Source organism: Dactylosporangium maewongense, assembly GCF_039531485.1.
GTDB lineage: Bacteria > Actinomycetota > Actinomycetes > Mycobacteriales > Micromonosporaceae > Dactylosporangium > Dactylosporangium maewongense.
Genome location: NZ_BAAAQD010000042.1, coordinates 65,498 through 78,757 on the forward strand (window position 1 = coordinate 65,498; position 13,260 = coordinate 78,757).

General features: G+C 70.8%; 9 protein-coding genes. 2 read left to right on the forward strand and 7 right to left on the reverse strand.

Annotated features, from left to right (window positions below; translation table 11 throughout):
* Nucleotides 1-67 precede the first annotated feature (67 nt).
* Nucleotides 68-946, forward strand: coding sequence for an NmrA family NAD(P)-binding protein (locus tag ABD332_RS54235; protein ID WP_344513984.1), 879 nt, complete (start codon nt 68-70; stop codon nt 944-946).
* 120 nt (nt 947-1,066) lie between these two features.
* Here the strand turns inward: ABD332_RS54235 and ABD332_RS54240 are convergent, their stop codons facing one another.
* From ABD332_RS54240 to ABD332_RS54260, 5 genes are all read right to left on the reverse strand, one after another.
* On the reverse strand, nt 1,067-1,750 hold the full coding sequence (locus ABD332_RS54240; protein ID WP_344513986.1) for an STAS domain-containing protein: 684 nt from the start codon (nt 1,748-1,750) through the stop codon (nt 1,067-1,069).
* A gap of 191 nt (nt 1,751-1,941) precedes the next feature.
* Nucleotides 1,942-6,876, reverse strand: a complete 4,935-nt coding sequence (locus ABD332_RS54245) for a DNA repair ATPase (RefSeq protein WP_344513988.1) — start codon at nt 6,874-6,876, stop codon at nt 1,942-1,944.
* The gene (locus ABD332_RS54250) at nt 6,873-8,936 is read right to left on the reverse strand and encodes a flotillin family protein (protein ID WP_344513990.1); all 2,064 of its coding nucleotides are present in this window, start codon (nt 8,934-8,936) and stop codon (nt 6,873-6,875) included. Before ABD332_RS54250 ends, ABD332_RS54245 begins: the two co-directional genes overlap by 4 nt.
* A gap of 104 nt (nt 8,937-9,040) precedes the next feature.
* Nucleotides 9,041-9,649 (reverse strand): hypothetical protein, encoded by a 609-nt coding sequence (locus ABD332_RS54255; RefSeq protein ID WP_344513992.1) that lies wholly within the window; start codon nt 9,647-9,649, stop codon nt 9,041-9,043.
* Between the two features lie 548 nt (nt 9,650-10,197).
* A complete protein-coding gene (locus ABD332_RS54260; RefSeq protein WP_344513994.1) occupies nt 10,198-10,839 on the reverse strand; it encodes a DUF6461 domain-containing protein in 642 nt (213 codons plus the stop codon).
* A 301-nt stretch (nt 10,840-11,140) separates the two neighbouring features.
* On the opposite strand from ABD332_RS54260, the gene ABD332_RS54265 reads away from it, so the two are divergent.
* Nucleotides 11,141-11,938, forward strand: a complete 798-nt coding sequence (locus tag ABD332_RS54265) for a hypothetical protein (protein ID WP_344513996.1) — start codon at nt 11,141-11,143, stop codon at nt 11,936-11,938.
* Between the two features lie 248 nt (nt 11,939-12,186).
* On the opposite strand, the gene ABD332_RS54270 is transcribed toward ABD332_RS54265, so the two are convergent.
* Both ABD332_RS54270 and ABD332_RS54275 read right to left on the reverse strand, forming a co-directional pair.
* Complete coding sequence (locus tag ABD332_RS54270) at nt 12,187-12,633, reverse strand: transposase (RefSeq protein WP_344513998.1); 447 nt, start codon at nt 12,631-12,633, stop codon at nt 12,187-12,189.
* A gap of 9 nt (nt 12,634-12,642) precedes the next feature.
* Nucleotides 12,643-13,059: an MscL family protein gene (locus ABD332_RS54275; protein WP_344514000.1), complete on the reverse strand. Its 417-nt coding sequence runs from the start codon at nt 13,057-13,059 to the stop codon at nt 12,643-12,645.
* Nucleotides 13,060-13,260 lie beyond the last annotated feature (201 nt).

Sequence of the window (13,260 nt, forward strand, 5' to 3'; positions counted from 1 at the left end):
GAACGATCGGCCAACCGCCGCGGCGGTACATGGGCGCGCGGTGGAAGTTTGACGCTGAGGAGGACTTGTGCGGATCGCTGTCGCCACGCCCGGGGGCAACGTCGGGCGGCACGTGGTCGCCATGCTGATCAGGGCCGGGTTGCGGCCCCTGCTCCTCGCCCGCCGACCGGAGCGGCTGGCGTCGGCGGTGCGGGCGGAGGCCGATGTGGCGGGCGTCGACCTCTACGACGCCGACGGGGTGGTCGCCGCGACTCGAGGGGTCGAGGCGCTGTACTGGGTCGATCCGACCACCGGCAGCGAGGATCCGTTCGGCGACTACACCCGTGCGACCGCCGCCGTGGTCCGGGCCGTCGCCGAGAACCAGATCGGCCGGACCGTGTTCCAGAGCAGCGTCGGTGCTGAGCTACGGCACGGCGCCGGAGAGATCGACGGGCTGGCGGCGACCGAGGTTGCCCTGGAGGCCGCCGGTGCTGCCGTGACGCACCTGCGCTGCGGGTTCTTCTTCACCAACCTCGAGTTGCAGCTCGAGGCGATCCGCGCGGGACGGATACCGATCATCCTGCCGGTCGACCAGCCGATGGCGTGGGTCGCGCCGCGGGACATCGCCGAGGTGGCCGTCACCCGGTTGTTGTCGAGGGACTGGTCGGGCCGCGTCGTGCAGGCGGTGCACGGGCCCGCAGATCTCACCTGGGCGGAAGCGGCCGAGATCGTCAGCGCGGCCGTCGGGCGTCCGGTGACGGTCGAGCAGATCTCCGACGACGCCATGCGCGAGCTGTTGCGCGCGAGCGGAATGACGGCCGGACTCACCGACGCCGTGATCGGGATGTCTACCGGGCTGCGCGACGGATTCGTCCCCGAGCAGTCGCGGACTGTGCGGACCACGACTCCCACCACCCTCGCCGCATGGGCGTACGACACCCTGCGACCCCAACTCGCAGGGCACTGACATCGCGAAGCCGCGAACCGCCACCCACCGCGCGGTTCACGGCCGTTGCCCGCGGGCCCCGCCCGGTTGTCACCGTGCCCACCTGAGCGCGTCCGTCGGGCCGGCGAGCGCACGCCGCGACTACGACCCGGACGGCGGGCCGACCGCCGCGTCCACATCGGCGGCCCGCACGCTGCTCCTGGGCGCCTGGCCGTGCGAACCCGCGCGACGCTCGCCACGAAGCCACCGCATGGCGTCGCGCTGGTCGTCGAACATCGGCAGGACACGGTGCAGACACAGCAACTCGATCGCCGCACGGACGTCGGCCCGCGCCCCGGCGACAGCGATCCGCGCCTGGTGCGCGACGGCCCGCCGGTGCGCGTTGACCAGCACCGCGAAGGTCCCGGAGTCGACGCTCGTCACCCGGGTGAAGTCGAACAAGACGTGACCGCCCGGCTCCACACCGGTCCGCAGCAGCTCCTGCAGACCGACGTTGGCGACGAGGTCCAGTCCGCCGGCCGGCCGGACCACGAGCATGTCAGGCAGGCGGTGCAGCACGATCCGCCGCAACGCCCGGCCGACAGGGACGTCCGTCTGCCGATCGAACGCCTGCTCGACCATCCCCGCATCGTCCACCTGCCCGTCGCAGCGACCGCAGGCGTGCGGACCCGTCGCCAGGTCGGCACCACGCCAACCGTCCTGACCGAACAGGCTCCACGCCACGTCCCACGTGCCCATCGACGGCGCCAGACCGGTGACCATCTGACCACAGCGGTCGCAGGCCAGCGTGAAGTTCTTGCCGTCGCGGCTCAACAGTGCGGTCAACGGTTCCTCCGTTGGTCGGGGCAGGCAATGCCACCCTGACGCCGCGATGTGGCCGTCTCCCCGCGGAACCATGACAGTTCCATGACACCGCCGCGGTGCCGGCAGCGGCGACGGCGGCACCGCGACGGACCCGCCGGGTCGCGAGCCGGCGATGACGGTGCGGTCGGGCGGCGGCCACGCGAACCCGGCCGTCAAATCCCTGGCCTGCCGGCGGTGGCGGTGGCGCGGTCGATCGCCGACTCGACGCCGCCGACCCGGTCGGCCAGGAGCCCGACCGCCGCCACCGCCCTGACCAGCGGATCGTCCTCGCCCCCGCCGAGCGCCATCCGCCGCACGTAGGCGGCCCTCACGTCGGCCCAGCGGCGGACCTGCTCGGCGCTCTGCCGGCCGCGCAGCTCGGCGAGCTTGAGCAGGTTCGCCTCGGCATCGCCGGTGAGGGTCTGCGCCTCGCCGGCGTAGTGGTCGTCGATCACCGCCTCCAGCTCGGCGTCGTTCATGACGGGCACAATCCGCTCCGCGATCGTGTTCATGTCACGGTAGGAGCCCTGCAGCCGGAACGGCGGTTCGGTCCGTGCGGCGTCCGCCTGGGCCGCCGAGGCCATGTAGGCGCGGTTGACGGTCAGCACGACGCGCTGCACCCGCAGCAGCTTGCGGAGCACTGCCAGGATCTCGTCGAGCTCGACCGGCCCGTATGAGTGTTCGAGCTGGTCGGCTCGCACCTGTCCGTCACCGCGGGCGAGTCGCACCAGCAGCTCGACGTCGCCCGGGGCCCGGGTCGACAACGGCGCCAGCACCGGGTTGGTGGTGAGCGCGTTCTCGATGTAGCTGAGCGCGAACAGCTCGTCCCGGCCGGACAGGACGTCGCCGAGGTTCCACACGTCGGCGCGGTTGGCGAGCATGTCCGGCACGTGGAAGCGTTGCCCCGACTCGGTGTACGGGTTGCCGGCCATGCACACCGCGAACCGCTTGCCCCGCAGGTCGTACGTGCGGGTGCGGCCGTTCCACACGCCTTCCATCCGCCGCTGCGCATCACAGAGCGAGATGAACTTCTGCAGCAGCTCCGGCGAGACGTGCTGGATGTCGTCGAGGTGCAGCAGCACGTTGTTGCCCATCTCCAGGGCGAAGGAGATCTTCTCGACCTCCTGGCGCGCCGTGGCGTTCGGGGCCTGCGCCGGGTCGACCGATGTGACGTCGCGGCCGAGCGCCGGGCCGTTGACCTTGACGAACATCAGGCCGAGCCGGTCGGCGACGTACTCCATGAGGGTCGTCTTGCCGTAGCCGGGCGGCGAGATGAGCAGCAGCAGTCCCAGCTGGTCGCTGCGCCTGCCGTCGCCGGACGCACCCAGCTGCCGGGCGAGGTTGTCGCCGATCAGCGGCAGGTAGACCTCGTCGATGAGCCGGTTGCGGACGAAGCCGCTCATCACCTTCGGCGTGTACTCCGTCAATCGCAGCCGGTCCCGTTCCGCGGCCACCAGTTCGGCGCGCCGCCGCTGGTACGCCCGGAACGCGGGCATCCGTTCGGTGCGCATCCGCCGGGTCCGGGCGAGCAGCTCGTCGAGGCGGACGGCAAGGGTCCGGCCCACGATCCGCGGGTGGGCGCCAAGGAGGCCGGGCACCTCGGCGGTCATTGCCGCGGAGGAGTCGTACCGCGGCAGCCGCGGTCCGCACAGCTGCACGGCCACGGCCTCGGTCAGGTCCGCCGGGTCGAACGACGTTCCCGCGGCGAAGGAGGTGAGCCACGCCGCGACCAGCTGGTGGCGGGCGGCGAGCGTGGCCGGGTCGTCGCCGAGCGCCCGCAGGTCGTCCTCGAGGTCCCGCCGGGCGTCGCCCAGCGCGGTGTGGAACGCGGTCAGCACGGCCCGCGCCGCGGCGCTGGTGACGAACCCCTCGGGTGGGCCGCTCAGCTCCTCGAACAGGTACTCCCCCGCCAGTGCGGCGTCGCCGGCGGACAGGTGCAGGCCGTTGGCGGTGTGGAACTCCGCGATCGACGCGCCGAGCTCGGCGCACAGCTCGTCGATCGCGGCGGACCGGCCGAACAGGGTGCGGGCCCGCGACAGCGACACCGCACGGCGCAGGACGGCGGTGTCCTGCGACCATGACACCTGCGCCGCCGCCCTCGCCGCCGGCGGGTACCGCAGCAGCCCGGCGCCGGCGTGCAGCCGCAGCAGCGTCGCGAGGATCAGGGCGGCGTCGTGGTCGTGCACGCCCCGCTCGTAGCCCTCGTCGAAGCGCTGCTCGGCGGCCCGCCGGACCAGCTCCGACAGGCCGTCGGTGGTCGCCGCCACCTCGTGCAGTGCCCGCGGGCCGACCTCGGTGAGCAGCGCGGACGCCAGGTGCTCGGCGCGGTACACGTCGGCCGACTCCGACGGCAGCGGCTGCTCCCAGAACGGTCTGGCGGCCTCGATGACGTCGTCGCGCACCGGCGCGTGGTAGTCGGTCCCGGTGATGGTGAAGGTCAGGCCGCCGTCGTGCGGGACGAGCGTGAGGTCCACGGGGGACGTGTTGACGGCGAACCGGTGCCGTCCGAGGCGGATCGTGTCGCCACCGTCGGTGAACAGGTCGAGCCGGTCGCGGAGCGCCCGGCCGGCCGCCGCGCGGGCCGCCGTGATGCGTCCCTCGAGTTCTCCGGCGCGCACCTGGTCGTCCAGCGCGCGCAGTTCGCCGGCGACGGCGTGCAGCTTCGTCACCATCGGATCGGCGGCGAAGTACGTGTTGACCTCCTCCAGTGACGCGAGGGTCGCCGCCCGCCGGCCGACGGTGCCCAGGATGCGTCCGGCTGTGTCGACGAGCCGGTCGGCCCGCCGGGACCGGTCGTCCAGCAGCGCCTGCTTGCGCGCGGTGAACGCCTCGTACACGTCGGTCCGCTTCGCACCGAGCTGGTCGGCGAACTCGTCGATCGCGGCGAACCTCGACTCCAGCTGCTCCAGCCGTACCAGCAACCGGCCGAGCTGCTCGTCGCAGCGTCGCGGGCTGTCGGCGACGGCGAGCGCACCGGTGATGGCCTGCCCGAGCAGGCCGAGCTCGGCTGCGAACTCGCCGCGCCGCTCCCTGTCCAGCAGTTCGCGCCTGCGGCCGTCGAGGATCGCCCGGGCCCGGTTCAGGCCGCCGAGCACCTCGCCGGCCCGTTCGAGGATGCCGATGCGCACGGTGGTGTCCGCGACGTCCAGCGAGCCGATCACCTCGGTGAGCACCTGCAGGCCGTCGCCCTGCTCGGCGAGCCGCTGGGCCACGGGCGCCGCCTGGGCGACCGTGGCGATGGCGGCGGCGTCACCGGCGAGCCGCTCGACCTCGCGGTGGTAGCCGGTGAACGCGTCCTCGCGCCGCAGGAAGCCGACCGCCCGGTGCGCGGCAGCGGCGAGCTCGTCGGTGACCTGCCCCGTCAGTTCCTCGACGTGCCCGGCGTCGACGTACCGCAGCTCGCGCAGCGTCACGAGCCGGCCGTGTGCCTGGCGTAGCTCGGTGAGCCGGCGCACCCAGTCGTCCGCGCCGGCCGGGGTCTCCCCCCGCGAACGGCGGATCAGCGAAGCAAGGCCGGCGGCGGCTTCTCGCAGGGCCGTGGCGGCGCGATCGCGGAGGTCGCGGACCTTCTCGTGCTCCTGGAGCACCTCGGCGGCGGTCGCCCGCAGGGCTGTCAGCGGCCCCCGCAGGTCACCGGCTTCGGGCTCGCCGAGCCAGTGGTGATGGTCGATGATGCGATCGCACGCGGCGATGATCGCCTCGAACACCGCACCGGTCGGCGTCATGTCCTCGACCATGCGGGCCACCGACAGGCAGTCCGACACCCCTCGCACGAGGTCGGCGTTGCCGATCCGCGCCAGCGTTCCGGTGCCGGCCGGTCGGGTCGCAGCGTATGCGTCGGAGGTGTACGGCGTCCGCCAGACCTGCATCGTGTGGACCCGGGCCGGCGCGTCGGACAATGCGCGGAACACCACGAGGGTGCCGTCGTCGAACAACGAGTATCCGTGGCAGGAGACGGGGTTGGTCACCGCTTTGCGGATCACGTTGTACGGCAGGAGCAGCGAACGTCCTTCCGCTCTGTCGTGGAAGACGAACAGTACGTCTTCGCCGTTGGGCGAGCGGATCACCCGCTCGAACTCCAGACCCGACACGTCGCCGTCGAACGTCTTCGTGTCACCGGTGTCCAGGTGGAAGCCGCCGGGGATGACGATGCCGTGGTCGTCGGGCAGGCGCAGGCAGGCCTGGCCGATGCCGTCGAGACGCACGACGCCGCGGGTACGTGTGTTGAACACCAGATACCGGGTGACCGTCTCCTTGTACGGCAGGACGCGCAGCAGGATGAGCGCGCCGACCCGGGCGTAGGCGACCTCGGCGTCGGCGAGGCTCTGCAGCGGCTCGGCCACCGGCTCCGCGTAGACGCCGTCCCCGGTCTCGGTGTCGTTCTCGATCTTGACGGTGAGCGTGCCGGCGACCGTCCCGACGAAGACCTCGTCCTCGATGGTGATGTGCGGGTGCCGGCCGGCCACATGGTGTTCGCGGGTGGTCGGCACCCAGGTGAACTCGTGCGGTGCGGGGAACGTGTCGTCGCGCTCGCCCTGGTTGTCCAGGTAGGTGACCGCGCCGTCGGCAGCGACCCGCCAGCGCAGCACCCGGGTGTCGTCGATGCGTGGCCCGGTCTGGAACACCGCGAGCAACCGGTCGTCCAGGCGGCGCAGCCGCATCAGGCGGGCCTGCTTGTAGTAGCGGTACAGCTCGCCGAGGTCGCGCTCGAACTGCGGGTCGCGCAGCAGCCCGGGCAGCTCGTCCCACGCCGGCTCCTCGAACCGGAACCCGTCGCCGTCACGAGCGACGCCGTGCAGGGAGAAGACGTGGTCGACCGTGGTCGCCGGCGCGGCCCCGGCGGACACGTTGTAGCCGAAGAGCATCAGTCCGCCGACGGACACGATGTCGCGGGGCACGCAGTTGTGGCCCGTGCGGATCCGTTCGGTGCCGAGCAGCCGGAGCTCGGCGCCGCCGAACACCCCGACCCGGCGGGCGTTGAGCGCCTCGGCCCGCCGGGTGAGCTCCGCCGCCTGGACGGCGAGCCGGGCACGGAGCACCTCGAAGGTGCCCTCGTCGAGGCCCGCCGCGGGCGTTGCGGGTGCGCTCGACTCCTGCGTCACCGTCACCGTTTGCCCGCCGCCAGGGAGGTCACCGAAGCGTCGGCGACACCGAGCTGCTGCGCGGCACTGAGCAGTTCCTTGAGTTTCGCCGCGTCGGACCCGCCCGCGTTGATCTGCTGCAGCAGCAACGCCGACAGCGTCAGGTTGCTCATGTCCATGGTGCCCATCGAGCCGAGCAACCGGACCAGGTCGTCGCCCAGGCTGGCCTCGCCGTTGAGGTAGGGCGCGGCGATCGTGCCCATGACGTCGGAGTGCTGCACGAAGCCGTCGACGCTCTTGCCCATGGCGATCGAGCCCAGGAGCCGGTCGAAGAACATGCTCTCGCCGCCGACGATGTCGATGTCGGCCTTCTCCAGGCCGGCCGCGAGCACCAGTGCCTGCGACTCGGCGACCTGCCGCTGCAGGTCGATGCCGGCGAGGCGGACGTCCTTCTCCATCTCCAGGCGCAGCCGGTACTCCTCGTGCCGGCGGGACGCGTCGTCCAGCGCCGCCATCGCCGCGGCCTTGTCGGTGAGCCCCTCCGCCTCGCCCTTGAGCTTCTCGCGGATGGCCTCGGCGCTCACCAGCGCCCGCTCGCGCTCCACGCCGACGGTGGCCCTGCCCACCTCGGCGGTGGCGAGGGCCTTGTCCCGCTCGACTGCGACCTCGGCCCTGCCGACCTTCTCGATCGCGTCCGCGCTGCGCTCGCGCACCTGCACGTCGGCCAGTCCGGTCGCGGCGGCCTCGGCCTGCACGCCCTCGGCGAGCCGGATCTTCGCCCGGGCGTCGAGCTCGGCGGTCTGCTGGCGCGCCTCGGCGAGGACCAGCTCCTCGCGGGCCTTGAACTTCGCTGACGCCTCCGCCGCCTCGGCGGCCTTGATGTCCTTGACGAGGTTCTCCTGCGCCTCCGCCTCGGCCTGGATGACGATCGCCTGGCGGGTGCGCTCCGCCTCCTCGACCACCCGGAGCCGCTTGATCTGCTCCTCCTGCTCGGCAACGGTCCGCTCCACCGCGATGCGCTCGCGGACGACCTCGGCGATGCCGCGCTTCTCGACCTCGAGCTCTTTGTCCTTGGCGATGGCGGACAGCTCGGTTTCGCGCTGCCGCGCGATGACCTCCAGCATGCGGTCCTTCTCGATCCGCTCGCTCTCGATCGCGACGACCCGTTCGCGGTTCTTCTGTGCGACGGCGATCTCGCGGGCCTGGTTCTCCCGCTGGATGCCGAGCTGCTCGTCGGTGCGCAGGTCGGCGCCGTGTGCCTTCAGCCGCTCCTCCGCCTTGACCCGCACGACCTCCGCGTCCTCGCGGGCCTGCAGCGTCGCCACCTCGCGGGCCTGGCGGATCTCCGCCTCGGCCTGCCGGCGCTCCAGCTCGAGGATCGCCTCCCGTGCGTCGACGTCCTGGCGTTTGATCTCCTTCTGCTCGCCGCGCTGGAGCTCGTTGGTGCGCACGTGTTCGATCGCGGTGAGCTCCGTGATCTTGCGGATCCCCTGCGCGTCGAGGATGTTGGCCGGGTCCAGGCGGCTCATCGGGGTCTGCTCGAGGAAGTCGATGGCGGCGTCCTCGAGGCTGTAGCCGTTGAGGTCGGTGCCGATGACGCGGATGATCTGGTCGCGGAACTCGTCGCGTTTGGTGTAGAGGTCGACGAAGTCCAGTTGCTTGCCGACCGTCTTGAGCGCCTCGGAGAACTTCGCGTTGAACAGCTCCTGCAGCGTCGCCTGGTCGCTCGCGCGGCCGGTGCCGATCGCCTGGGCGACCTTGATGACGTCCTCGACCGTCTTGTTGACCCGCACGAAGAATGTGATCCGGATGTCGGCCCGGATGTTGTCCCGGCAGATCAGGCCCTCGTGCCCGGAGCGCTCGATCTCGATGGTCTTCACCGAGATGTCCATGACCTCGGCCTTGTGCAGCACCGGCAGCACGACGGCGCCGGTGAAGGTGACATCGACCCGCCGTACCTTGGAGATGATCAACGCCTTTCCTTGGTCGATCTTGCGGAACAACCGGGCGACCATGAGCGCGACGCCGACCACGATGAGCACGACGACGGCGACGAGCACCGCGAGTCCAGTGGTGATGACATTCATCGACAACCCCCATTGGTAGGGCGGGACAAACAGGAACTGGCAAGCCTCGAGCACCCGGCGTCGGGCGACGCCGGCGCAGGGCCGGGCAGGATTGGGCAGCGGTGTCAGGCGAGGGTGCTGGGGTCTTCCACGACCCAGAAGAACTCGCCGGTATCGTCGTAGCCGTAGATGTACGCGGCGCTGCCGGCGCGCAGCCCACCGTCGCCGGCCTGGCGCACCTGGACGATCGCCGACGATCCGTCGGCGGCCGTCACCTCGGCCTGACCGAAGGTCGACGTGACCGATCCGGTGCGGATGACACAGGGGCGCCCGAGCAGATCGGCACGGGACGGGCCGGGCGCCGCGGTGAACAACCGGCGGAGCGCGAGGACGGCCAGCCTGGTGACGAGCCACGCCACGCCGACGGCGACGACCAGCACCACGGCCGGCGCGAAGGGGCCGTGCACCACCGTCGCGGCGGCGAGACTGGCGAACCAGCCGAACGCGATCAGCAGTGAGACGGCAACGGTGATCGGCACGCCGCCGAGACCGGCGACATCCAACACGCCGACATCGTCGCCGCCGGCATCGCCGCCGGTGTCGCCGCCCGTGTCGAGCGACTCGACGTGCAGCGCTCCGAGCGACACCACCACCCAGTACCCGGCGACGACAAGCAGCAGCACGCTGAACACAGCCGTGGGAAACGCGAATGCCGCGCTGACGAAGTCACGCATGGATCCGCGTCACCGCCCCCGGGCACGCCCGGATCGCTGCACGGGCGGTCATCGCGGGTCGGCGGCCGGACGTGGCCGCCCCGGCGGGGTCAGGGTCTGGACACCGGACATCGCACCGCCGCCAACGACAGGCGGAAGCATCGGCACTGCGGAATGAGTGTGCGCGGCGGCGAAATCCACGATCGTGGGCCTTCCTGGTCAGCGTCAATGACTTGCCGACCAGACTTCCCGGCGCACCGTGCGTCATCATATGCCAAAGCGCCCCGCGACAGGAAGACCCATTGATCAACGGACCGCTGCCGATCCGGCATCGGCGCCGCACGACGGCCGGTATGTACAGGTGCCCCTGCCGGGAGGAGGACGCCACCTCGCTCGACCGTCGTGTCGTCCTCGAAGTACATCGTGAGTCCCTCGCGCTCCGGCAGCTCCGTCAAGGGGAACAGCGGCGGTGCACTGGTGCAGACCTTCCAGTAACGAATCCAGCAACGACAGCACCGTCCGCGGGCCAGCTTTCGGATTCCGCGGACGGTGCTGTGTGTTCCACCGGCTCAGCGCCCCTCGTCCGGAAGGGGTCTGAGAACGATCGACGGGTGCTGCTCGTCGAGCTGGTCCGGACTCAGACGGACGCCGGTGCGGCGGTCGATGACCGCGAGCATCTCCGCGAGCCAGTCGTCGCCGTCGGCGAGGTCGTCCGAGGCGCCGTTGCGGATGACCTCGCCCAACGTCAGCAGGTTACGCAGGTCCTCGTCGAGTGCCGCCGGATCGGCGCCGGTGAGCCGGTCCGGGAAGTGGCTGTGCAGGTAGGTGACGACCTCGCCGTGGGCGGCGTAGGCGAGGTACCGCTTGCCGAGGACGTTCCAGCAGGCGCTGTGGACCGTGGCCGCCTCGCTGAGGCGGGACAGCACCACGTCGCGGGTGCCCTGATGTCCGCCGACCTCGATCATTGACACCGCCGGGCCGGTCTGCACCAGGAACACCAGCTCGTCTCCGCCCGTCTCGACCTCCCACGCACGGCTCGGCGCGCGGGTGACGAGGCCGGCGGGGTCGCCGCCGAGCCGGCGGACCACCCGGTCGATGTCGACGGCGTCCGGGCCCCCCGGCTGCACGACGGTCCAGCAGCCGGCGACACCGAACCATTCGTTCTCGCCTCCGATGACGTCGAGGTACGAGCCTGCCAGCTCATCGCTCATGGCCAGATTCTCGACGACGTCCGGCTGCGACGGGTGTGTTCGGCCGGATTCACCGGCGTGCCGTCGCACGAGCGCTGCACGACCGGCGTCCCGGCCGTCGTGGAGCTGCCGCCCTCGGTGTCCAGGCACTGGTGGCTGCACATCGGGACGGTCTCTTCAGTCAGTTCCGGGGCCCTGCACCGATCTCCAGTAGCGCGTCACAGCACCCGCGGGGTGCCCGGGGCACCGAACTGTGACCGTCGTACGCCCTGGCAAGACTGTCGTACCCTGACCGGCGACTACCATCCAGGGGAGCATCATTTTGCGCGCATTGCACCGTATCGCGGTTCCGCTCGTCGCTGCGGCGACCTTGCTGGCCGGCTGCGGCGAGTCTTCTCCGTCGTCCAACGCGAACGGGACACCGGCGACCACGGGCGCAGCGGCACCCGCCGCGTCGGCCTCGGCCAAGCCGACGGCCGGGTCCGCCGAGTTCGAGGCGGCGATCGCCGACCTCGCCACCAAGCCGTACGCGTTCCTGACCAAGGCCAAGAGCGGCCCGCAGGTGAAAGGGTCGGTCGACCCTACGGCCGGCAACATCGCCCAGGTCGCCGACATCCCGGCCGCCAAGCTCAAGGTCAGCGTCACGGTCGTCGGCGAGGACTACTACGCCAAGCTCGACGGCGTCCAGATCCCGGGTGCGGCGAACAAGTGGATTCATTTCGAACCGGGGAAGCTGCAGTCACTCAACAAGCTGCTCATCAACACTGCGCAGGACCCGACCGGCCTGACGCTCATCGCGAAGGCCATCGTCACCGCCAAGAAGGACGGCACGAAGATCACCGGCACGTTCGACGCGACAAAGGTCGGCGAGGGCGTCGGTGGCATCGGCGCCGAATCGGTCGCCGCGCTCGCCGACAAGGCCAAAGCGATTCCATTCACCGCCACCCTCGACGCCCAGGGCAAGCTCACCGCGCTGTCGTACATGGTGCCGGAGCACGGTGAAGAAAAGGCCGACACCATGACGACGACGTACTCGGCCGTCGGCACTGCCGTGAAAATCGCCAAGCCGAGCCCGGTCGTCGAGGCCACCGAGCAGATCTACGCCGGACTCAACGGCTGACATGCCGAGGCGATGGTGGCCGCCGAATCGCGATACGCGGCGGCCACCATCGTCATCCACATGACACGTAGCGCTCCGCTCCGCGGAGAGCGCCCGCGCCGGTAGGCGCTCGCTCAGCAATGAAACAGCGCCGGCCTCACTGGCACCGGGCGAAATGGTGGTCTGGTCAGCACCGGCCGCGCGCCAGTCGTCGCGGCGAGCTCGCACACATGAAATATTGGTGACCTTCGGGGCGGTGGCCCGGCGGATCAGCAGGGTGTGCTCGTACCCATCGGCCGGCGGCTGGTCCTTGACCACCACGGCATGCGCGGCCCAGTCGTAGAACGCTTTCCTGTACTGCCATCGCCGCAAGACCGCCGCTGCCACACGGTGGCCGGTGTGCACGCCAGCACCGCGTCCGGGCGCAGCGGCTGCCCGCGCACGTCGAGCAGGGGCAGGTCCACCGGGACCGCCAACACGTAGGGCACCTGCTGGTCATGGCAGAAGCGGCGCAGCGCCGGGTCGCGCCCGTAGCCGGAGTCGGCGGCGAACCAGGAGAACACCACCGCCGGGTCGGCCAGAGCCCGCTTCAGCATCGCCAGCCCTTGGTGCGGCTTGGTGACGAACCCCACCTGCGCAGGCACTCCGGCGGCCCGACAGCACCCTGGGTCGTCGGTCCGCCCGGCGATCTCCTCAACTGTCGCGACCTCGACCACGCTGGTAGGTCAGGCCGTGGCGAGGTCCGTGGTGCAGTGCGGGCAGCGGACCGCGGCCGCCGGCACGTCCTCCATCCGGCAGCTCGGGCAGGTCTTCGTCGGAGGCGGGTCCCCAAACACCGTTCTGCCGCGCTTCTGCATGTACGCCCGGTACGGGACCACGATCAGGTAGTAGATGACAGCCATGAAGATGATGAAGTAGATCAGAGCGCCGATGAAGGCCCCGAGGTCGATCCGCTGGCCGTTCACCGTCCAGCCGATACCCTTCCCCGTCGTGCCGCCGCCTGCCAGTGCGTTGACCAACGGCGTGATGACGCTGTCGGTGAACGCCTTGATCAAAGTGCTGAAGGCCAACGCGACCACCAGACCCACAGCAATGATGATCAGGTCGCCCTGCATCAGGAAGTTCTTGAAGCCCTTCAACATCCGCACTCCCCCGAGGCCGCCGCTGAGCCCTCTCTACCGAGCCAGCGCCGACCTAAACCAAGCCGACCTGCCTTAGGGGGTGTCTCACTTGGTGAGTTTGGTGAGTCGTCGGTGGCAGATGAGGATGGCTGCGAGGTCGGCGAAGGCTTGGAAGTGCTCGGCTTTGCGTTCATAGCGGCGCACAAGGCGCCGGTTGTTGGT

Excerpts from the sequence above, each read along its gene's own strand:
- ABD332_RS54250 (WP_344513990.1), bottom strand. The coding sequence starts at position 8,936 with ATGAATGTCATCACCACTGGACTCGCGGTGCTCGTCGCCGTCGTCGTG.
- ABD332_RS54255 (WP_344513992.1), bottom strand. The coding sequence starts at position 9,649 with ATGCGTGACTTCGTCAGCGCGGCATTCGCGTTTCCCACGGCTGTGTTC.
- ABD332_RS54260 (WP_344513994.1), bottom strand. The coding sequence starts at position 10,839 with ATGAGCGATGAGCTGGCAGGCTCGTACCTCGACGTCATCGGAGGCGAG.
- ABD332_RS54275 (WP_344514000.1), bottom strand. The coding sequence starts at position 13,059 with ATGTTGAAGGGCTTCAAGAACTTCCTGATGCAGGGCGACCTGATCATC.